The sequence below is a fragment of the Thermophilibacter provencensis genome (assembly GCF_030372065.1).
GTDB classification, from domain to species: domain Bacteria; phylum Actinomycetota; class Coriobacteriia; order Coriobacteriales; family Atopobiaceae; genus Thermophilibacter; species Thermophilibacter provencensis_A.
Genome location: NZ_JAUDEA010000001.1, coordinates 201267 through 221972, shown reverse-complemented (window position 1 = coordinate 221972; position 20706 = coordinate 201267). Strand labels below are relative to the sequence as shown.

Annotated in this window: 18 protein-coding genes and 1 tRNA gene; 18 read left to right on the top strand and 1 reads right to left on the bottom strand. The window is 65.6% G+C overall.

Translation table 11 applies throughout. The features are described from left to right. The first annotated feature begins 1 nt into the window (after position 1). Both rsmA and QUW25_RS01050 read left to right on the top strand, forming a co-directional pair. A complete protein-coding gene (rsmA, locus tag QUW25_RS01055) occupies positions 2-871 on the top strand; it encodes a 16S rRNA (adenine(1518)-N(6)/adenine(1519)-N(6))-dimethyltransferase RsmA (RefSeq protein WP_289510383.1) in 870 nt (289 codons plus the stop codon). An 8-nt stretch (positions 872-879) separates the two neighbouring features. Beyond that, on the top strand, positions 880-1890 hold the full coding sequence (locus tag QUW25_RS01050; RefSeq protein WP_289510382.1) for a TatD family hydrolase: 1011 nt from the start codon (positions 880-882) through the stop codon (positions 1888-1890). 188 nt (positions 1891-2078) lie between these two features. Here the strand turns inward: QUW25_RS01050 and QUW25_RS01045 are convergent, their stop codons facing one another. Then, complete coding sequence (locus tag QUW25_RS01045) at positions 2079-2642, bottom strand: hypothetical protein (protein ID WP_289510381.1); 564 nt, start codon at positions 2640-2642, stop codon at positions 2079-2081. A 502-nt stretch (positions 2643-3144) separates the two neighbouring features. Here QUW25_RS01045 and QUW25_RS01040 point away from each other — a divergent pair. From QUW25_RS01040 to QUW25_RS00965, 16 genes are all read left to right on the top strand, one after another. Further along, a complete protein-coding gene (locus tag QUW25_RS01040; RefSeq protein ID WP_289510380.1) occupies positions 3145-3876 on the top strand; it encodes a ComF family protein in 732 nt (243 codons plus the stop codon). Positions 3877-4241: 365 nt separating this feature from the next. Further along, positions 4242-5309 (top strand): substrate-binding periplasmic protein, encoded by a 1068-nt coding sequence (locus tag QUW25_RS01035; protein WP_289510379.1) that lies wholly within the window; start codon positions 4242-4244, stop codon positions 5307-5309. A 124-nt stretch (positions 5310-5433) separates the two neighbouring features. Continuing rightward, entirely contained in the window at positions 5434-6027 is a 594-nt protein-coding gene (gene hpf, locus QUW25_RS01030; protein WP_289510378.1) for a ribosome hibernation-promoting factor, HPF/YfiA family, read from the top strand. Beyond that, positions 6017-7069, top strand: coding sequence for a DegV family protein (locus QUW25_RS01025; RefSeq protein WP_289510377.1), 1053 nt, complete (start codon positions 6017-6019; stop codon positions 7067-7069). Before hpf ends, QUW25_RS01025 begins: the two co-directional genes overlap by 11 nt. A 126-nt stretch (positions 7070-7195) precedes the next feature. Further along, positions 7196-8236 (top strand): NAD(P)-dependent oxidoreductase, encoded by a 1041-nt coding sequence (locus QUW25_RS01020; protein ID WP_289510376.1) that lies wholly within the window; start codon positions 7196-7198, stop codon positions 8234-8236. A 76-nt stretch (positions 8237-8312) separates the two neighbouring features. Beyond that, positions 8313-9080, top strand: a complete 768-nt coding sequence (locus QUW25_RS01015; RefSeq protein WP_354003613.1) for an NYN domain-containing protein — start codon at positions 8313-8315, stop codon at positions 9078-9080. A 16-nt stretch (positions 9081-9096) separates the two neighbouring features. Continuing rightward, a complete protein-coding gene (locus QUW25_RS01010; RefSeq protein WP_289510374.1) occupies positions 9097-9660 on the top strand; it encodes a hypothetical protein in 564 nt (187 codons plus the stop codon). A gap of 101 nt (positions 9661-9761) precedes the next feature. Next, complete coding sequence (locus QUW25_RS01005; protein WP_289510373.1) at positions 9762-10667, top strand: hypothetical protein; 906 nt, start codon at positions 9762-9764, stop codon at positions 10665-10667. Positions 10668-10679: 12 nt separating this feature from the next. Beyond that, a complete protein-coding gene (locus tag QUW25_RS01000; RefSeq protein ID WP_436317674.1) occupies positions 10680-11870 on the top strand; it encodes a purine-nucleoside phosphorylase in 1191 nt (396 codons plus the stop codon). A gap of 52 nt (positions 11871-11922) precedes the next feature. After that, positions 11923-11998, top strand: a tRNA-Thr gene (locus QUW25_RS00995). Positions 11999-12213: 215 nt separating this feature from the next. Further along, positions 12214-13263, top strand: a complete 1050-nt coding sequence (locus tag QUW25_RS00990) for an inorganic phosphate transporter (RefSeq protein WP_289510371.1) — start codon at positions 12214-12216, stop codon at positions 13261-13263. A gap of 59 nt (positions 13264-13322) precedes the next feature. Continuing rightward, positions 13323-13949: a DUF47 domain-containing protein gene (locus QUW25_RS00985; RefSeq protein WP_289510370.1), complete on the top strand. Its 627-nt coding sequence runs from the start codon at positions 13323-13325 to the stop codon at positions 13947-13949. Between the two features lie 197 nt (positions 13950-14146). Then, positions 14147-15283 carry an aldo/keto reductase gene (locus QUW25_RS00980; RefSeq protein WP_289510369.1) on the top strand — a complete coding sequence of 379 codons (1137 nt, stop codon included), beginning with the start codon at positions 14147-14149 and terminating at the stop codon, positions 15281-15283. A gap of 72 nt (positions 15284-15355) precedes the next feature. After that, positions 15356-15997 (top strand): HAD family hydrolase, encoded by a 642-nt coding sequence (locus QUW25_RS00975; RefSeq protein WP_289510368.1) that lies wholly within the window; start codon positions 15356-15358, stop codon positions 15995-15997. A 12-nt stretch (positions 15998-16009) separates the two neighbouring features. Next, positions 16010-17023 (top strand): helix-turn-helix transcriptional regulator, encoded by a 1014-nt coding sequence (locus tag QUW25_RS00970; RefSeq protein ID WP_289510367.1) that lies wholly within the window; start codon positions 16010-16012, stop codon positions 17021-17023. Between the two features lie 496 nt (positions 17024-17519). Next, positions 17520-20528, top strand: a complete 3009-nt coding sequence (locus tag QUW25_RS00965; RefSeq protein WP_289510366.1) for a hypothetical protein — start codon at positions 17520-17522, stop codon at positions 20526-20528. The last annotated feature ends 178 nt before the right edge of the window (positions 20529-20706 follow it).

Here is a 20706-nt window from a genome sequence, read left to right as displayed (position 1 = left end):
CGTGGGCGGATCTCCTCTCGCAAGCCCGGGTGCCACGCGCGCGCTTCTCGAGGCGTACGGCCTTGCCACCAAGCACAGCCTCGGCCAGAACTTCCTGGTGAACAACGCCGTGATCGAGAAGATCATGGCGCTGGCGGAGCCTGGCCCCAAGGAGACGGTGCTCGAGGTGGGGCCGGGCATCGGCACGCTCACGCTGGCACTTCTCGCCGAGGCGGGTCGCGTGGTCTCCATCGAGATGGACCGTGAGCTCGAGGCGGTCCTCTCCGCGCACGCCGCGGCGCACGCGAACTTCTCGTTCATCATGGGCGACGCCCTGCGCGTGACGCCGGAGGAGATCGCGGGGGCCGCGGGCGGCGAGCCCACCATGCTGGTCTCCAACCTGCCCTACAACGTGGCCGCCACCATCATCCTTGCGTTCTTCCAGACCATGCCGGCGCTGCGACGCGCCGTCGTGATGGTGCAGGCCGAGGTGGCCGACCGCATCTGCGCGGAGCCGGGCAACCGCACCTACGGCGCCTACACGGCCAAGCTCGCGCTCTACGGGCGCGTGAGCGGCCGCTTTGAGGTGGGTCCCGGCAACTTCATGCCGCCCCCGCACGTGAACTCCGCGGTGGTGCGCATCGAGCGCGCCCCAATGCTCGACCCGGCAACGGGCGAGCCGCTCTCGCGTGAGCGCCTTGCCGCCACCGCCAACGTGATCGACGCCGCGTTCGCGCAGCGCCGCAAGACCATCCGCAACTCCATGTCCGCCTCCGGCTTTGCCAAGGACGCGCTCGACGCGGCCTTTGCGGCCTGCGGGATATCGCCGACCTGTCGCGCCGAGACGCTCGCCCCGGCCGACTTCGCCCTTCTTTCCAACGCGCTTTCCTAGGAGCAACCATGTCCAAGCTGATCGCACTCGATGACCTCTCGCTCGCCGACGGCGAGCTCTTCCACGACCACAAGGGCCAGGTCTGCCCGCTGCCCGCGCCGCTGGCCCCGCTGGCGGACACACACGGCCACCTCACGAGCTTCCGCGAGCACGACCCGGCCGTGGCTCTCACGCGCGCGGCGCTCGCGGGTGTGCGTCTGCTCGTCGTGCCCGTGGACCCCATCGACGACATCCCGCGCCGGTGGGAGAGCGTGGGCGCGTTCCTCTCCTGGCTGGACGAGGAGGTCGAGCTCGCTCGCGCGTGCCTCGCCGAGTGCGCCGAGAAGGGCTTCGTGCCGCCTGCCTTTGAGGGCGTGGACGCTCCCGACCTGCTCGACAACATCCACATCGTGGCCGGCGCGCACCCCTACGGCGCCGAGGTCTTTGACGACGACGCCAAGGCCCGCCTCGCCGAGCTTCTCGCCAGTCCCCGCTGCGTGGGCGTGGGCGAGTTCGGCCTGGACCTCGGGCCCTACAGCAGGGTGCCCCGCGAGGTCCAGGAGGAGGTCTTCCGCTATCACCTGCGCCTCGCCCACGAGCTCGAGCTGCCCGCGGAGCTGCACATCCGCGCCACCGCCGGCGACATGATCGCCAACGCCTACGTTGACGCGGCGCGCATCCTGCGCGACGAGGGCGTGCCCGAGAAGGGCTGCGACCTGCACTGCTTTACCGCCGGCCTCAAGGTCATGGAGAACTTCACGAGCATGGGCTGCCACATCGCCTTTGGCGGCGCGCTCACCTTCACCCGCTCCGAGGACATTCGCGAGGCGGCCACCTTCTGCGCCGAGCGCAAGCTGCTCACGGAGACCGACAGCCCCTACATGGCGCCGGTTCCCCTGCGCGGCGAGGAGTGCGAGCCCGCGATGGTCGCCTTCACGGCGGCGGCCCTAGCAGACGTGCGCGAGAAGGCCGGTCGCAGCAGCCGCAAGGCAACCTATGACGCGCTGTGGAGAAACGCCTGCGGCTTCTTTGGGCTGTAAGGGGCAACAATCGGACGGTTTCCGGGCTAAAACGTCCGGGAGCCGCCCGCTTCCAAAAATGGGGCGGGGTGTGGACGGTTTGGGTCTCCAGAACGTCCACACCCCGCCCGTTCTTCTCGCTGGGGCGAGTTCTAGACGGTCTCTGCCCGCAGAACGTCCGTGTGTTGTCCGTTGTTGGTGGGCGGCGGCTAGCTCCGTCGGCCAGGGAAGATGTGCCGGCACGTCCAGAGGAGCGCTCCGGGCCGGGCTGTGAGGGTGCCGGCGTCCGTGCCGGCGAGAAGGGCAATGATGAGCTGGTCAAGGGGCTCGGAGACCCAGCGGCGCCTCCATCCCATGCGCGGGGAGCCCGCCGCGGGGAGCACCAGCTCGTCGCCGCAGACAACGAGGCCTCCCATCCAGCGTGCGCCCGCCGCCTCGCAGAGCGCCTCAAGCTGCGAGAAGGACGTTGCCGCCTCGGTGCCCGCACGGCCCTCGAGGTGCGTGAGGGCATAGACGCGCGTCCCGGGTGCGATTCTTGTTGCGGCATCGTGCGCAGGGGCGGGGTCTTGAAGGGCGTAGGCGAGAAGCGCCGCGTCGCAGCGGGGGAGGTTCTTGTCGGGCGGTGCCTGGAAGAGCTCCGGGACGCTGACGTCTGCCAGGCGCGCGTAGACGGGCAACGCCTCGGCGAGGTCGTCGAGCAGGCAGCGGGTGATTTTCTCGCTTGCCGGTGGGTCGGCGTTTATGAGCGCCGCGCGGTGACCCTCTGCCTGCATGCCCGCTCCTCTCGTCGACTTTCTCGCATGGTAGCACGGCGCTGCCGGGGCCCTCCCTGTGCTCCGAGCCCACCGTTGCCGAGAAAACCCGTCCTCTGTACCACTCTTGCAATGGCACGCCGAGAAATACCCGCCTCTGTACCGGTGCGCCTCGTGCGTTGCCGAGAAATGCCGCCGAGTGTACCATCCGCTCGCTCTCACGCCGAGAAATGCCGCCGACTGTACCAACTTGCCGGCCCCGCTGCCGAGAAAAACGGCCCTCTGTGACGGGGGCGGCTGTCCGGGGGGACCCGCGCGGTGTACAGAGGACGGATTCTCTCGGCGCGCCTTCGGGAAAGTGGTACAGCGGCCGGGTTTTCTCGGCGCACTGATCCAAGGGTCGGCGCGGCCTGGTACAGCAGCCGGTTTTTCTCGGCACGTCGCTCCACTCGTATCCCGTGCACCCCGCGTGCTACACTCGTTCCACCTACGCGACCCCCATCCGCCACAGGAAGGGGGTCGCATGCGCATCGAACGTCTTGCCCGCGCCGCGGCGGGCGAGCTTGCGGAGGTCCTCTGGCCCACGCGCTGTGTGAGCTGCGACCAGCCCGGCGAGCTTATCTGCGACGAGTGCCGCGCCGCGCTCCCGTGGGTTGAGCAGCGCCTGGCGTGCCCGGTCTGCGGCGCGCCGTACGGCTTTCTCACCTGCACGGAGTGCGACGGCACCTGGACGCCGCGCGCCACGGTCGCCGCACTGGGCTTTCGCGGCACCGCCGCCCGCATGGTCACCTGCCTCAAGGACGCCCACGAGCTGCGCCTGGCCCCCGTGATGGCGGCGGTCATGCTCACGGCGCTCGAGGAGGCCTCCGCCTGGCCGGCGCCCGACGACGCGCCGCGCTTCTCGGCGGCAGACGTTGACGGCATCTGCTTTGTTCCCGCTACCGCAAGCGCCTACGCACGGCGCGGCTTTGACCACATGGAGCTCGTCTCGCGCGAGCTCGCCGGCATGTCCGGGCTCCCGCTCGCCGACGTGCTCGTCCGCGGAGCCGCCCGAGACCAGCGCGATCTGGGAAAGGAGGACCGCGCGGCAAACCTCGCCGGAACCATGCGCACCTGCGAGGACGTCCGTGGCGCGCGCCTGCTGCTGCTCGATGACGTTGCCACCACCGGGGCGTCGCTCAACGAGGCGACGGGTGCGCTTCTCGCCCGGGGCGCCGCGTCCGTGACCGCCTGCGTCCTGGCTCGCGTGTGGTAGCCCGCGTCTGTCCAAAACGTACCCGGTACAAAGTGGGCGCACGTGCCGGGCTCGGCAGGTATACTTAAAAAGTCTCGACCAGGTCTGTGGTTGCGGGCGATGCTGCGCGTTGCCCAAGTCCATGCCAGACGAGGGCAAAGGGATCCACGTAAGCCCGGGCGTGCGCGCCCGAGCGATCATGGCTCGTCCTAGAGGTAAGTCGTACCGCCCGTCATACGCATGAGGCATCCGGCCTCGCGGGCGAGAGGGGCAAGAGTGGAGGCGCCGCGGCGCCGCAAGCGACGTCTCCAGTGCGCGGGTGTGGGGGCAAAGACCAGGTCAGCTGGGAGAGACGCAACTGCCTAAACCTTGGGGAGAGGGACAGCATGCCGCACATCCACATCAGGTCGCTCGTTGCCGCAGGCGCGGCGATGGGCGTTGCGCTTGGGCTCGGGGCCTGCTCGATTGGCCCCGTCGACCTCGACGACTTTCTCATGACCACCTCCGTGGCGGACGCCCGCGCGGCCCGCATGGCCGAGCTCGTCCCCGCCGTGGACGACTCCGCGCTCAAGCAGCCCGGGACCCTCACGGTGGGCATTCCCGCTATCGAGAGCGCCCCGCTCGCCGTCACGGGCTCCGATGGCTCGCGCACGGGGCTCGACGTTGACCTCGCGCACGCCCTCGCGGACGAGCTTGGCCTGGGCAGCGTCTCGTTTGTCTCGGTGACCGACGTGGCCGCCGCCCTCCAGGAGAGCTGCGACGTGGTCATGGGCGTCACCGCGGACAACTCGTGGGGCGCCACGCTCGTGGGAAACTACGCCCAGGGCGCCACGGGCATCTTCACCGCACAGGGGGCGGCCGCGCCCATCGACGCCTCGGCGCTCTCCGGGGCGAGCGTGGGCGTCCAGCAGGGCTCCGTCTCGCAGCGCGCCCTCGCCGAGCTGGGCACCGGCGCCGTGGAGACGACCTTCTCCAACCTCAACGAGGCCTTCGACGCCCTTCTCGCCGGCACGGTGAGCTACGTGGCGTGCGACGCCTACTCCGGGGCGTACCTTGCCACCGCCTATGACGGCATCACCTTTGCGGGCACGCTCGACGACCCCGCGCCCACGAGCATCGCCGTCGCGTCCGCCGAGCTTCAGGCCCCCGTCCAGGCCGCGCTCGAGGAGGTCCAGACCAACGGCGTGGGCGACCTGCTGCGCGTTAACTGGGTGGGCGACCTCCCAACGCTCACAGACACGACCAAGGTGACCGGCATCGTGGCTCCCGCGCCCGAGACCGAGGAGGAGCCTGCCGAGGACGGCGAGGCTCCGGCTGAGGACGGCGCGGCCGAGGGCACGGAGGACGGCACGGCCGACGATGCGGAGTACGGCGCAGAGGGCGGCGCGGCCGACGGAACGGCCGACCCCATGGCAGACGGCACCTACGCCGGCGACGCTACGCCCGCCGAGTAGGAGCGCCCGCTCGCGTGCATTTTTGGTGCCTCGTGGTGGACTGCCACCCACGGAAGTGGGTATCAGTGTCGTAGGGGCGCAGTCGCAAAGGCGCGCACCCACGTTCAACCGTAAGGAGGTTCGCATGGTGGACATCAAGATCTCGGGCCGCAAGGTGAGCGTCTCCGACTCCCTGCGCGAGCACGTGGAGGAGAAGGTGGGCGATGCCCTCAAGGTATTCGACATCAAGCCCATGACCTGTGACGTGGTTCTCCGTGTTGACAAGAACCCCTCCAACCCGGAGCGCAAGGCCTGCGAGGTCACCGTCTTTGTCCGCGACAACGTGGTTCGCGTGGTCGCAAGCTCGGACGACATGTACACCGCCATCGACGACGCCGCCGACAAGGTCACCCGCCAGCTGCGCAAGTACAAGACCCGCGTCATTGACCGGCGCCAGCGCGTGGCGGCCGCAAAGGGCGGCACCGTCACCCAGGAGGACCTGGCGGCCCTCATTGAGCCCGCGCCGGACGAGACCGAGGACGATCAGCTCGTTCGCGAGAAGTACGTCGACCTGCTCCCCATGACCGAGGAGGAGGCGCTCGTCCAGACCGACCTCATCGGCCACGACTTCTATGTCTTCACAAATGCCACCACGGGGCTTGTCAACGTGATCTATCACCGCAAGAATGGCGGGTACGGAATTATCAAGCCCAAGATCGAGGAAGAGAATGAGCAGTAGCGATACCGACAAGAACATAGAGCAGGCGGTCCCCGCTCAGGAGGGGGCCGACAACGCCCAGGCGTCGCAGGAGGCTGCGCGCCTGGGCCGCGCTTATCACCGCAAGTCCAACGTGAGGATCATCGTGGACTCCTGCGCCGACTTTGCGCCGGAGGTCGCGCGCGCCCTGGGCGTGGAGATCGTGAACTTCACCTATGTGATGAGCGGCACGGAGTATGCCGACGACCTCTGGCAGACGATGTCGGCCAAGGAGTTCTACGACCGCATGCGCGCCGGTGAGGTTGCCACCACCTCGGCCGTGACGCCCGGCCACTACCTCGAGGTCTTCGAGCGCGCTGCCGATGAGGGCACCCCGACGGTCTACCTCGCCTTCACGCGCGGCCTCTCCTCGAGCGTGGACGCGGCGCGTCAGGCGGCGGAGATGGTGCGCGAGAGCCACCCCGACTTTGAGATCTATGTGATCGACAACGTGTGCCCGTCGGCTGCCGCCGAGCTTCTTGCCATCGAGGCAGTGCACCAGGCGGCAAACGGCCTCACGGCCAAGGAGCTCGTCGCCTGGGCCGAGGAGGCGCGCTACTACGTCCACGGCTACTTCACGCTGGACTCCTTCGATGCCCTGGCCCGTGGCGGGCGCATCCCGCCGGCGGCGGCCACGGTGGGCGGCAAGCTCGACATCAAGCCCGAGCTCTCCTACGACACCAACGGTGCCCTCACGCTGCGCGGCATGTGCCGCGGCCGCAAGAAGGCCCTGCGCGCCATCCTCGCGGACTTCAAGGCCAACTACCTCGGCGCCGAGGGCGGGGACGAGAAGCTCCCCATGGCCATCGTCTCCGCCGATGCCGAGAAGGACGCGCGCTGGCTCGCCGACCAGGTGCGCCGCGAGCCCGGCTGCTCCGACGTGCCCATCATCTACAGCTCCGTGGGTCCGGTCATCGGCGCGCACGTGGGCCCGGGCATGGTGGCGCTGCTCTTCTGGGGCAAGGATCGGCGCGAGAGCCTCTCGTTTACCGACCGCATTGCCCGTAAGGTCCGCGGGCAGTAGACACATGACAAAAGTGACAGGGTAGTTTGTCAGGTTCTTGGCAGGCTTGCCTCGATTGGGGTTCCCACGCAAGAACCTGACAAACTACCCTGTCACTTTTGTCATCAACCATGCATGTGGAAAGGAATGACCTTGCAGATCAAGAAGATCGCCTTCATCGGTACCGGCATCATGGGCGCGCCCATTGCCGGGCACATCCTCGATGCCGGCTATGACGTCACGGTCTACAACCGCACGCGCGAGAAGGCCGAGGGGCTTCTCGCCAAGGGGGCGCGCTGGGCGGACAGCCCCGCCGAGGCCGCCGCGGACGCTGACGTTGTCTTTACGATGGTGGGCTACCCCACGGATGTGGAGGACGTCTACCTTGCCACCGACGGCCTGATCCGCACCGCCAAGAAGGGCGCCTGGCTCATCGACCTCACCACGAGCTCCCCGCAGCTCGCGCGCGACATCCACGACGCCGCCGAGGTCGAGGACAAGCACGCCTTTGACTGCCCCGTCACGGGCGGCGAGCAGGGCGCGATCGACGGCACCCTCACGCTCATCATGGGCATCTCCGAGGAGGCCGCGGCGCCCGTGCTCCCCGTGCTCAAGACCTTCTCGGCAAAGCGCTTCTTCTTTGACGTTGCCGGCGGCGGCCAGACGGCCAAGCTCTGCAACCAGGTGAGCCTTGCCTCCTGCATGGTGGGCTACGCGGACGCCATCGCGCTCGCGGAGCAGTCCGGCATCGACGTGGACCGCGTGCTCGAGGTGATGGCGAGCGGGACGGGCGGCTCCGGCGCCTCCAAGACCCTGGCGCCCAAGTCGCTCGCCGGCGACTACAAGCCCGGCTTCATGGCCGAGCACCTGCGCAAGGACATCGCGCTCGCCCTGCAGCGCTCCGAGGACCTCGACATCACGCTCCCGGGCGCCGAGACCGCCTTCACGCTCTTTGACATGCTCTGCCAGATTGGCGGCGCGCGCATGGGCACCCAGGCGCTTACCCTGCTCTACCAGGAGGAGGCCACCTGCGCCGCGGCGGGCCTTGACTGGTCCCTGCTCGACCAGGGCGACGACGAGCACGACCACGAGTGCGCCTGCGGCCACGACCACGGCGAGGACCACGAGTGCTGCGGCGGCCACCACCACGACCACGGTGACGGCCATGAGTGCCACTGCCACCACTAGCATCGAGCATTTCCGTTAATTGGGGACTGCCCCCCAATTCCCATAAGGAGACACATCAGTTTTGAACGATACCGACATGCCGCAGAGCTCCATTGCGGTGCTCATCGACTTTGAGAACCTCGCCCTGGGCACCGGGAAGCGCAACCGCCGCGGCCACCAGGAGCCGGGGCCCCTGCCCGACGTCAAGCTCATCCTCGAGCGCCTTGTGGACAAGGGCCGCATCACGGCCAAGCGCGCCTACTGTGACTGGCAGCGCTTCTCGGACGCCATCACGCCCCTGCACGAGCTGGGCATCGAGCTCATAGAGATCCCGGACCGCGCCTATACAGGCAAGAACTCGGCCGACATCCGCCTCGCCGTGGACGCCATGGAGATCTGCCTCACGAAGGACCACATCGACACCTTTGCCATCCTCTCCGGAGACTCGGACTTCTCGCCGCTCGTCTCAAAGCTCAAGGAGTTTGGCAAGACCGTCATCGGCGTGGGCATGAAGGAGGCCACGAGCAGCCTGCTCACGGAGGTCTGCGACGAGTTCATCTTCTACGAGGACATCACCCGCGGCGCGGGCATCCCGGACTTCTCTGCCAAGGTCCCGCGTGAGAAGCAGGAGTGCTACCAGCTGCTCTTTGAGACGATCGACGCGCTGCAGCGCGAGAGCGACAGCTTCATCCTCGCCTCGCGCCTCAAGGACACGATGAAGCGCAAGCGCCCGCAGTTCTCAGAGGCGAGCTACGGGTATCGTTCGTTCACGTCGCTGCTTCGAGAGGCGTCGAAGCTCGGCTTTATTGAGATTCACCAGGACCCCAAGAGCGGCACGGCCGTGGTCGACGGGTTCTGCGAGTAACAAGGAGGTCTTATTCATGGCAGCAGCCGAAAGCTCGCAGATCGCGGGCCTCATCGAGGAGCTCTCCGGTGCGAGCAGGCGCCGTCGCCAGGAGGTCGCTCACCAGATCGCCCTCACCGCGCGCGCAAACGCGGGCATCGTGATCCCGTATGTGGACGCGCTCGTCGACGCGCTCTATCGTCCCGAGGCGCAGACGCGCTGGGAGGCCCTGGACGCCCTCTCCGCGATTGCCATCGAGCACCCGGAGAAGGTCGTGGACGCCTTTGACGGCGCCGAGGCGTCGCTTTTTGACGACGGCTCCGCGACGGTGCGCCTGGCGGCGTTCATCCTTCTCTCCCGCCTTGCGGCGAGCTCGCCCGAGCGCTCCAACATGGCCTGGCCGCTGCTCGACGAGGCCATCCAGTGCTACCACGGAGACGCCGAGTACCGCGACATGCTCGTGGCGCTTCTCGAGCTTGCCCGCGGCGCCTCCTCCGACGAGACCAAGAAGGCCCTGGCGGCGCGCGTGAGCTTTGACGCCGAGAACGGCGCCGGCTACGTCAAGGCCCTCTCGGGGGAGATCCTTCAAGCTCTCTCATAGGTATGTGGCGCCCGCGAGGAGACGTCGGGCGGCGCATAGAATTACCTGAAGAAGAAACGTCTGGCCCGCCCCGCGGCGGGCCTTTGGCCAAGGGAAGGCGCATGGACGAGAAGGACATCGAGATGAACGCCGAGAAGGACATCGAGAGGGACGCCGAGAAGAGCGCCGCGGGCCTGCGCGCCCTGCCGGTCGCCGCATGGGTGGTCATCTGCGTCGTGGCGGTGATTCTGGGCGTGCTGGCCGGGCACTTCCTGCTCGGCGGCCCGAGCGGGGTGGCGCTGAACGGCCGCACCGCGCTCTCCGCGAGCGAGCTCGACAGCACCATTGCGACGTACTCCTTCGACGGCCAGTCGACCAACGTGACGGCGCGCGAGGTGCTCGAGGAGGTCCAGGGCAGCTCCAACCTCCCGGCGAACGACGACGGCACCTACACCGTGCCCGCTGCCTCGGACGTGCTGGCCTACGTGCAGAACAAGCTCATCCTCGACGACGCCGCTGCGCGAGGCATCACCGTGAGCGACGAGGAGCTCTCCGACTACGCTACCTCGACGGTGGGTACCAACGACTTTGCCGCCATCGCCGAGCAGGTTGGCCTGGACGAGGAGGCGGTCAAGGACATCCTGACCGACAACGTCCTGGTGACCAAGCTCGAGGACGAGGTCACCACGGTCACGCTCCCCGAGCAGCCCACGGCGCCGTCCGAGCCCGCCGAGGGCGAGGAGGACGAGCCCACCGAGGAGTACGCGAGCTACGTGATCGGTCTTCTCGGCGACGAGTGGGACAGCGAGGCCAACGACTGGGCCCGCACGGACGGCACCTACTACGCCACGCTCTCCGGCTACGAGATCTCAAACGACGCGGCCACCTACGCCGCGGCGAGCGCCGCCTACAGCGTTGCCCAGAGCGCCTACAAGGACGCCTCGACGCAGCTCAGCGAGGAGTGGGGCGCCTACACCGACTCCCTGCTCTCCCGCGCCACGATCCAGATCGGCTCTCTGGTTGAGTAGGGGGGCGTGACCGTGCGCGTGGCGATAAGCGCCTGCCTGCTTGGAGCCCCCGTTCGCTATGACGGGGGGTCCAAGCCCGCTGACGAGGTTCGCGAGCTGGCGAGAAAGGTCGACGTCCTGCGCGTGTGCCCCGAGACGGCCTCGGGGCTCCCCGTGCCCCGGCCGCCCGCGGAGCAGCGCGAGGGGCGCGTCTTTCTTTCCGACGGGCGCGACGTGACGGGGGACTTTGAGCGCGGCGCGCAGAGGTGCCTTGAGGCGCTGCGACGCTCACCGGTCTCGCTGGCCGTGCTCAAGGCAAAGAGTCCCTCATGTGGCGTCGGACTCGTCTACGATGGAACCTACTCAGGAAAGCTGGTACCGGGCGACGGCGTCTTTGCCGAAAAGCTCGAGAAGGAGGGGGTCTGCGTGGTAACCGAGGATACCGTGAGGGCGTGCAAGCCGAGCGTGGAGCATCCCGTGGCCATCGTGCTGGGGAGCGGGCTGGGTCACCTTGGCTCGCTTGTGCGTCCCGTGCGTCGCATAGACTACCGTGACATTGACGGCTTCCCGCTCTCGGCGCGCCCGGTGGCGGGGCACCGCTTTGAGGCAACCATCGGCACGATCGACGACGTGCCCGTGGTGGTCTACCCCGGCCGCATTCACCTCTACCAGGGCTACTCCGCCGCCGAGGTGACCGCTCTCGTGCGTCACGCGCACCACCTGGGCTGTCGCGACATCGTCTTTGCGTGCGCCACGGGCGCCGTGCCCGGGCGGGCGCACACGGGCCTGGGAATTCTCACGGACCAGGTCAACCTCACCGGACGCAACCCGCTCGCCGAGTGGGACGGCCTGCGCGACGTGGAGAGCCCCTTCGTGGACATGAACGACGCCTACTCGCCGTACCTGCGCACCATCGCGCGCGGCGTGGCGGACGACCTTGGCATCGCCGTTGAGGAGGGAGTCTATGCCGGGGTGCTCGGCCCCTGCTTCGAGACCCCGGCCGAGGTGGCGGCGCTGCGGACGCTCGGCGTCTCCTATGTGGGCATGTCCACGGTGTGTGAGGTCGTCATGGCGCGGGCGCTCGGTATGAACGTGCTCGGGCTCACGCTTGCCGCCAACGAGTCCGGCGCTCCGGCGGTCAGTCACGAGACCGTGCTCGCCGCGGCGGGGGAGCACGCGGACGACTTCGAGCGTCTCGTCCGCGGCGTGCTGCGCCTGCTGTAAAAAACAGGCTTGCGTGCGCGCCGCGCTTCTCGTATAGTAGTTAGCCGCTTACGCCAGCTTAGCTCAGTTGGTAGAGCACCGCTCTCGTAAAGCGGGGGTCACCAGTTCGAGTCTGGTAGCTGGCTCCAGCGTAAGTGCAGGCCGTCGGGTTTCTCGCCCGGCGGCCTTTTGCGTGCGGCATCGTTCACAAAATGTAAGCGCAATGTAAGGGACGGCAAACGGACCCGTCTTTCTCGCCCTTCTCGCATTTGACGTGCGCGCGTTTACGCTATCCTTATCGAGCGTTTACAAAGCTGTGACAAATGGCCGCCCCGACCGGCCTCCAAAGGAAGCGAGTCCGCCCTTGATTAGCTTTGAGCAGTTTCTCGGCGTTCTGTCGAGCAATCCCTTTCTGATCATCGTCATGCTCCTCGTGATGGGGACCATCTTCGTCAACGGCGCCACCGACGCGGCAAACGCCATCGCCGAGCCGGTGGGCACGCGCTCGATCGACGTCGACTCCGCCATCCTGATGAGCGTCATCTGCAACTTTGTGGGCCTCGTGGCCATGTCGTTCATCTCCACGGCCGTTGCGGACACCATCTCTGGCATGGTGGACTTTGGCGGAGATACCCACGCGGCGCTCATTGCGCTTGCCGCCGCCACCGTCGGTATCGTCGCCTGGGGCGTGGGCGCCTGGCTCTTTGGCATCCCCACCTCCGAGAGCCACGCGCTCATCGCGGGCCTCACGGGCGCCGCGCTCGCGGTTTCGGGCGGCCTCGACGGCGTGAACGGCGGCGAGTGGATCAAGGTCGTCTACGGCCTTGTGCTCTCCACGGTGCTGGGCTTTCTTGCCGGCTGGGCGATCTCCAAGGTCATCCCCATTGCCTGCAAGAACGCCGACCGTCGCACGGCCAACAACTTCTTTGGCCGCATGCAGGTGCTCGGCGCCGCCGGCGTGGCCCTCATGCACGGCGCACAGGACGGCCAGAAGTTCATGTCCACCGCCATGCTCGCCATCGCGCTCTCCCTCAACATGACGGTGGGCGAGATGGGCGGCTTTCCGCTCTGGATCATGGTGCTCTGCGCCGCGGTCATGGCCATCGGCACCGCCGTGGGCGGCAAGAAGATCATCAAGAAGGTTGGCATGGAGATGGTGCGCCTGGATAAGTACCAGGGCTTTGCCGCCTCCGTCAGCGCCACCGCGAGCCTGCTCATCGCTACCCTGACGGGCCTTCCCGTCTCCACCACGCACACCAAGACTGCCGCGATCATGGGCGCCGGCGCCGCCAAGGACCCCAAGTCCGTCAACTGGGGCGTCGCCAAGGAGATGGTCCTCACCTGGGTCTTCACGTTTCCGGGCTGCGGCATCATCGGCTACCTGCTCGCCAAGCTCTTCCTCGTCCTGTTCTAGTTTTGGGCCGCGCGCCCGGCCGCACGTTCTTCTCCCAGCTCATACGTAAAGGAGTCCACATGCCCCGCATCAAGAAGGAAGACGAGTTCTACACCATGCTCAGGGAGTTCTCCGCGCTCATCGTCGAGGCGGCGGAGGAGTACAACACGATCATCTGCGACTTCCCCGAGTCCACGAGCAGCATCCCGCAGATGAAGGTCTACGAGTCCACCTGCGATGAGCGCGTCAAGGCCATCATGGCCAAGCTCTACACCTCCTTCATCACCCCCATCGACCGCGAGGACATCTCCAGCCTGGCGCTTGCCATGGACGACGTGATGGACTCCATGTACGGCGTTGCGGTGCGCCTGGACCTCTTCAACATTGGCGACCTGCGCCTTGAGGCCAAGCAGATCTCCGAGCTCACGCTTCACGCGGTGCGCGAGATGCAGGAGATGATCGACCACCTGCCCGACTACAAGAAGGACCGCGTTGTGCTCGAGAAGGCCATCGAGATCGGTACCGTGGAGGACGAGGGCGACACCGTCTACCAGAAGGCGCTGCGCCGCCTCTTCTCCGACGAGGAGGACGCGAGCGGCAAGTACGCGGTCACCTGGCTGCGTATCTTTGACCGCATGGAGCTCTGCCTTGATGCGTGCGACCGCGTCTCGGGTATTGTGCGCGACATCATCATGAAGGACGCATAGCGAGAAGAACGTCTCGCGCGTGGGACCGCCCCGCCAGACGCCAGGGCCCGACCTTCACGCAGGACTGCGCTTCGCGGAAGATCCTGCTTAGAAGGCCGGGCCCCGGTGTCTGGCGCGGCGGCGGGTTCTCTTACCGGGAGACGGGTGGCGCGGTATACTGGTGGTGACATGGCGTCGCTTATGGAGAGGGGACCCGCATGCTGTACCGTGACTTCAAGGGGGAGCGCCTTTCTCGGCTGGGCTTCGGCGCGATGCGCCTGCCGTGCGTGGACGGGGACGACGCGCAGCCCAACCAGGCCGCCGTGGACGAGATGGTCGACTACGCCATCGAGCACGGCGTCAACTACTTCGACACGGCGTGGGGCTACCACGCGGGCAACTCGGAGGTCGTCCTGGGCCGCGCGCTCGCACGCCACCCGCGCGACTCCTTCTGCCTCGCCGACAAGTTCCCCGGCTACGACCTCTCCAACATGGGCAAGGTCAAGGAGATCTTCGAGCGCCAGCTCGAGAAGACCGGCGCCGGCTACTTCGACTTCTACCTCTTCCACAACGTGTGCGAGATGAACGTAGACGGCTACCTCGACCCCGCCAACGGCATCCTTGACTACCTGCTTGAGCAGAAGCGTGCGGGCCGCATCCGCCACCTGGGCTTCTCCGCGCACGGCGCCATCCCGGTGATGGAGCGCTTCCTCGAGGCTTACGGCAAGGAGATGGAGTTCTGCCAGATTCAGCTCAACTACCTCGACTGGGAGTTCCAGGACGCTCGCGGCAAGGTCGACCTCCTGCGCAAGTGGGGCATCCCCGTGTGGGTCATGGAGCCGGTCCGCGGCGGCAAGCTCGCGCGCCTTGGCGAGAAGGACGAGGCGCGCCTCGCCGCCCTGCGCCCCGACGAGCGCCCCGTTGCCTGGGCGTTCCGCTTCCTGCAGGGCATCCCCGAGGTCACGGTGACGCTCTCAGGCATGTCCGACTTCGAGCAGCTGAAGGAGAACGTCCAGACCTACTCCGAGGAGCGCCCGCTGTCCGAGGAGGAGCTCGCCGCCCTCATGGACATCGCCCACGAGATGGGCGCGCAAGGGACCGTGCCGTGCACGGCGTGCCACTACTGTACGAGCCACTGCCCGATGGGGCTCGACATCCCGCACCTGCTTTCGCTCTACAACCAGCTCGTGGTCACCGGCAAGGGCGACTTCATCGCCCCGATGGCCCTCTCCGCGCTGCCCGAGGACAAGCGCCCGACTGCCTGCATAGGCTGCGGAAGCTGCGCGGCAGTGTGCCCGCAGCAGATCGACATCCCCGGCACGCTCGCGGACTTCGCAGGCCGCCTGGCGGGCTAGCCTGCGCGGGGGAAGGCTGCCTCGGCGCCCCCTCTGCTACACTAGCGGGACGAGACGAGGGGAGGGGGTGCCATGGCAAGGCCGGAGACCCTGGGGGCGGTCCTGTTTGACTTCGACGGGACACTGTGCGACACCGAGCGGCACAACCTCGCGCTAGTCCGCGAGGTGCTGGTGGAGCTCGACGCGCCCGTGAGCGACGAGGAGCTCCTCTCCATAGCCGGCGGGGACGACCGCGTGGTCATCCCGCCGATCCTGGAGCGCTACGGGTCCCCCTACGATATCGAGGAGTACGAGCGCCGCCGCGACGGCTGCTACCGGACCTACTCCCAGGCCCCGCTCGCCCTCGAGCCGGGCGCTCGCGAGCTCGTCTCGTCCCTGCGCGGCCGCGGGGTCGCCGTGGCGCTCGTCTCGACGACGGTCGCGCGCTGCGTGCTCACCGCCCTCGACCGCCTGCGCGCGCTCGACCTCTTCGACGTGGTGGTGACGGGTGACATGGTCGAGAGGCGCAAGCCGCACCCAGACCCCTACCTGCGCGCGCTCGACCTCCTGGGCGTGGGCGCGGGGGAGGCCTTGGCGGTGGAGGACTCGCCGGCGGGGATAGCCTCGGCGCACTCCGCCGGGCTCCATGCCATCGGCTACTCGGGCTGCTCGCTCGGGCAGGACCTCTCCGCCGCTGACGAGGTCGTGGACAGCTATCTCGGCTTCATCCTCTAGGGGGTGGGCGCCGTGACCGCGCGACACCCCCTGTGCGACCCCATGCCGCTCCTGAGCTCGGCGTTCGAGCCGGGGAGGTGCCGTGAGCTCGTCGAGTCGATGCCGGAGGGGCCGGCTCGCGACGTTGCCCGCGCCGAGCTCCTCTACTTCACCGGCCAGGCCGAGGCGGCCGCCGCCGCGGCGCGCCCGCTCCTGACGAGCGACGACCTCTCTGTGCTCCTCTCCGCGAGCCTCGTCCTCGGTTACGCGAGCCTCTCGCTCGGCCAGGCCGACGACGCCCGCGCGGCGCTCGGCACCGCCCGGGCCGCGGTGGGGGAGGGCCTCGACGACGCCGACCCCCTGGCCTCAGCCGTCGCCTCGTTCTTCGTCACCACGGCGCGCACCCTTCTCCACCTGCCGCTCCCCGAGCGCGTCCCGCCCCTCGAGGATTGCGTCGGGCTCCTCCCGGAGGGCCTGCGGCCCTTCGCCCTCTACGTGCTGGCGCACCAGGCGTACCTCGTGGGCGAGCACGGCCGGTGCGTGGGCGTCGCCGAGGCGGCGCTCGCCGTCCAGGGCGAGGCGCGGCCCATCACCAACACCTACCTGCACCTCGCCTGCGTCATGGGCTACGTCGGCATGAGGGACGTGGGTGCTGCCCGCGCGCACCTGCTGACTGCGTGGGACCTCGCCCGACCCGACGGCCTCATCGAGCCCTTCGGCGAGCACCACGGCCTCCTCGGCGGCATGCTCGAGGCGGTCATCAAGCGCGGGTGGCCGGACGACTTCCGGCGCATCATCGACATCACCTACCGCTTTTCCGCCGGCTGGAGGCTCGTCCACAACCCCGTGACGGGCGAGGAGGTGGCGGACAACCTGACCACCACGGAGTTCGCCTCCGCGATGCTCGCGGCCCGAGGGTGGACCAACCAAGAGATCGCCGACCACCTGGGCGTCTCCATCAACACCGCAAAGCGGCACCTTTCTCACGCCATGGAGAAGCTCGGCGTGGGGAGCCGCAAGGGGCTTGAGCACTACATGCTGCGCTAGATGGCGCGAGATGCCTTGGTCTGCCTCAAGCTGGGGGATGCTGCAGTGGTGGGTGCGATTCTAGAGGGGCACGATGGGTATCACCCATTTCGCCAACGAAACGGGTGATACACACCTCAGGGCCCTCACGGGATAATGATGCCAACGTTTTCGCACCTCGGCGGGATCGCCCCGCATCGGCTTGAGGAGGTTGACTCATGAAGCGCATTCTGCAGGGTCAGGCATTAATATTTTCACTAGCTCCCTGCCCTCATCGCCCCAGTGCTCGCTATGGCTCCGTCAATAGGTGTTTGGATACGGGCAATAAACCGCGCGTGGGCACGCCCATTTGATTGAAATGGGCGCAATACCCAGCGACGAACCTAGTCATCACGCCCAAGGGGCCCAAAGATGCTGGGAGTGGCAAGGACAGAGGCTTTCCACCAGGACACGGTCGAGCCGGCAAGGCTCCATCTCTAACCGACAGCGTTGGCAACGGCGAAGGGAACTGAGAAAAATGAAGACCAAGGGGCACAACAGCTCGAAGAAAAGACTCGTTGCCGCACTGCTCTGCCTGTGCATGCTAATCGGGCTGATGCCGGGCATGGGCACGGCGGCCTTCGCCGCAAGCCAGTATAACATTGGAGACACGGTGTTGTTTGCCGGGTATGAGTGGTACATCATCGGCACTGAAACGGAAGGCGTCAAAGCTCCGGAGGGTTGCTATACCCTGTTTGCCTTGGATAATGTGTTTGGGCGTACTGCGTTTGCATCAAGCGGCGAAAGTACAGATTATATTGACAGCAAGTTATACGAGGCTATAAATGAGAGCGACGGCGCAGAGAATTTGCGCGGGAACTCGAACATCGTTGTCCGCGAAACGCTGGACGGCATTTCGGGCAACTCCCCCAAGAACCAAATCCTGTGGCCGCTCAGCAAGGCTGAGCTGGAAATCCTTCCTCCTTCTGTGCTAACTTTTAAAACAGGATTAGACTATTATACCCGTACCGCGGTGGGCGAGATGGTATATGCCTACGATGGTTTTACGAATTCAATCATTGAAGAAGACTCATTTTTTGAACGTTATTGCCGCCCCGCAATGTATGTGAAGGCGTCCGCTTTGACGAAGAAGCCGAACCCGGCTACCACGGAGCTGAAGTATGTTGCCTTCGGCGGCCAGTGGTGGTATGTCGTGGGTCAGGGAGCAAATGGCTCGGTACCCGGCCCTGAGAACACCGTCACTCTGTTTGAGAGCCCCTCGAGCCCACTGCAAAGCTCAACCGACCAGGAGTATATGGGCAGCGAGTTGCAGGAACAAATGGCGGATTTCGCCAGCAATCTGACATTGGCCGGCAAAGAAAGCTCCCTTATCGTGCCCCGCACCCTGACGGTGGCAGATGAAATTACCGGCAATCCTGCGGAAAACCAGCCCTTCTGGCCCCTCTCGAAATTCGAAGCGGATAGCATTGGCAACGCCGAGATCCTCAAGGCCGAGGAGATAGACCTTCTCGAGTATTATTGGCTTCGTACAACAGATCCAGATGGCACTGATCTTGTTTATGCAGTGAATGCTAATGATGGTAGCGTTGATTCTTATTATGCCCGCTATTACTGCGGTGTGCGCCCAGCCTTCTATCTGGATATTTCCAATGCTTTCTACCTTGCAAAAGATGCCAAAAAGGCAGTGATTGGCGGTAACCCCTATCCGTTGGTGTTGGAAAACTATGAGCAATATAAATACACCATTTTTGACGGCAGCCTGGCGCTATCCATGACTGCCAATCCCACACAGGCAAGCCAGACCGGCGAAAAGCTCTCCTTTGGCTATGTTGCTACCACCGGCGAAAACCTGTATCTTGCCTGCGTCCTCACCGCCGACGGAGACAACAATATTCTCTATTACAACACCCTGGCCAATTTGAAGGAGAGTTCCGCCTCCAGCGGCACGGTCGACATTCCTCTCACCGGCGTTACCGACGGCGACTACACCCTGCGGCTTTACACCGAACAGAAAAACAGTAGAAGCACCGATTTTGCCAGTCCGACGGTGGATGTGCCGATCACCGTGAATGACGGTGTTGCTTCCATCCGAAATTTGGGTGACGTTCAGCTGGTGAGCGGCTCCGGCGGCCAGGATGGCCGGGAGGTGGAGCTTCGCACCAACGACACCCATATCCAGTGGCGGTATGCGGGCGAGGACGATGACGCATGGCGTGACCTGGTGGCGTTGGACGCTATCACCGGCGGCGACGGTGCAGACGGTAGAGAAGTTCAGCTCCGTGTGGACAGCGGCTATATCCAGTGGAAATATGATACCGATAGCCAGTGGACGAACCTATTGGCCCTCTCCGACCTGAAGGGCGATCCCGGTGAAGATGGCCGCGAGGTGGAACTTCGCACCAATGAGGAAACCCGCCAGATCCAGTGGCGGTACAAGGGCGAAACGGAATGGAAAGACCTGGTTGCCCTCTCCGATATTACCGGTTCGGATGGTGCAGACGGCAAACAGGTGGAGCTTCGCGTTGAGGGCGGCTACATCCAATGGAAGTATGACGCCGACAGCGATTGGCAAAACCTGATTGCCCTGTCTGCCCTGCAAGGCATCAAAGGCGATAAGGGCGACAAAGGCGATCCCGGTGAAGATGGCCGCGAGGTGGAACTACAAAATAACGGTACCAGCATCCAGTGGCGGTACAAGGGCGAAACGGAATGGAAAGACCTGGTTGCCCTCTCCGATATTACCGGTTCGGATGGTGCAGACGGCAAACAGGTGGAGCTTCGCGTTGAGGGCGGCTACATCCAATGGAAATATGACGCCGACAGCGATTGGCAAAACCTGATTGCCCTGTCTGCCCTGCAAGGCATCAAAGGCGATAAGGGCGACAAAGGCGATCCCGGTGAAGATGGCGATACTCCCTACATAGGCGATAATGGCAACTGGTGGATCGGAACCACCGATACCGGCATTAAAGCCAGCGGCACAGACGGTTCAAACGGTTCCAATGGCTCCGACGGTAAAGATGGCCAGGATGGTAAAGACGGTACAGATGGCCTGACCCCCTATGTTGGCAGTAATGGCAACTGGTGGATCGGAACCACCGATACCGGCATTAAGGCCGCAGGTACAAATGGCGCAAACGGCAAGAACGGCACAAACGGTAAAAACGGTGCGGATGGCGTTGGAATTGCCGACATCAAGCTCAACGAAAACGGCGAGCTGATTATCACCCTCACCGATGGCACCGAGAACAATCTCGGCAAGGTAAAGGGCGAGGACGGCGTTGGTATCTCCGGCGTTTCCATCAATGAAAACGGCGAACTGATCGTTACCCTCACCAACGGCACCGAATTGAACGCCGGGATTGTCCGGACAGCGGAAACGCCGGCTGCTATGGGCAGCACAGAGATTTCCCATTTGAAAACCCTTGTGTATGTCTCGGTTGGAATCGCCAGCGTCTCTCTGGCTGGATTGATTGGTCTGCTGGCTTTCCTGCTCACAAGGCGTAAAAGCCTGATCGGAAAGTAAAAGGGGCGGAATAGTTTTATCAGAAAGGACGCGAGCAGCATTTGAGCATATTGGGACATTAAGAACAGATAGCGAAAAGGCTGTAATAAAACAAAGCTTTCGTCCTCCTCTCCAGGCGTCGCGCAGCGAGGTAGCGCGGGCTGGAACGAGGTCCAGCACATAGGGTAGGAAAGGGGCC